Genomic DNA, 523 nt, shown 5'->3' with positions numbered 1-523 from the left:
TTTGTCTACAAGTTTCTCCGTTAGTGACGCAAGTGACGCATTTAGGTGCTTTTTCCAAAACTCTCTTTACGCATAGGTGGAAAAAGTCAAAAAAGGGCAAAATGCGTCACTTGCGTCACTCTGTAGGGCTAAAACAGGTCCGCTGAACCCTTTATGCGTAACCCAGACCTCAAGCGCACGCCGCCTGACCCCCGGATTGGCGGAAATCTCGTGTCCAACCGACGCGATAGAGCGGTGCTACTTCGGATGTAATTGAGCAATCCGCGACCGCGAGCGAACATTTCCCACGAGTCCCACAGCTCTTTTGACGACACCGTGGCCGAAGGATCAAGGTCGCAGCACTCATCCAGCCACTCGGCCAAGAGGTCCATCTGCGACCGATAGGCGTCGCGGGCCGCGAGAACGCGCTTGGGCGGCACGAGGCCGTCCTTCTGATACCGCAGGGCTGCCTTGACGATCAGCGCAAGGATGCCGGCCATTTCCAGGGCGAGTTTTTCCTTCCGTTTTCCATCCTTGGGCACGT

At 56.0% G+C, this 523-nt stretch carries 1 protein-coding gene; it reads right to left on the bottom strand.

Annotated elements, in window-relative coordinates:
- Positions 1 to 128: 128 nt before the first annotated feature.
- Positions 129 to 523: hypothetical protein (locus I6E78_RS18560; RefSeq protein WP_197183129.1), on the bottom strand; the 395-nt coding region annotated here is incomplete at its 5' end.

The sequence above is a fragment of the Pseudoalteromonas sp. NZS127 genome, from assembly GCF_015864805.1.
GTDB lineage: Bacteria > Pseudomonadota > Gammaproteobacteria > Enterobacterales > Alteromonadaceae > Pseudoalteromonas > Pseudoalteromonas nigrifaciens.
The sequence above is the reverse complement of the archived record's forward strand: the minus strand, read 5'-3'. Positions and strand labels throughout refer to the sequence as shown.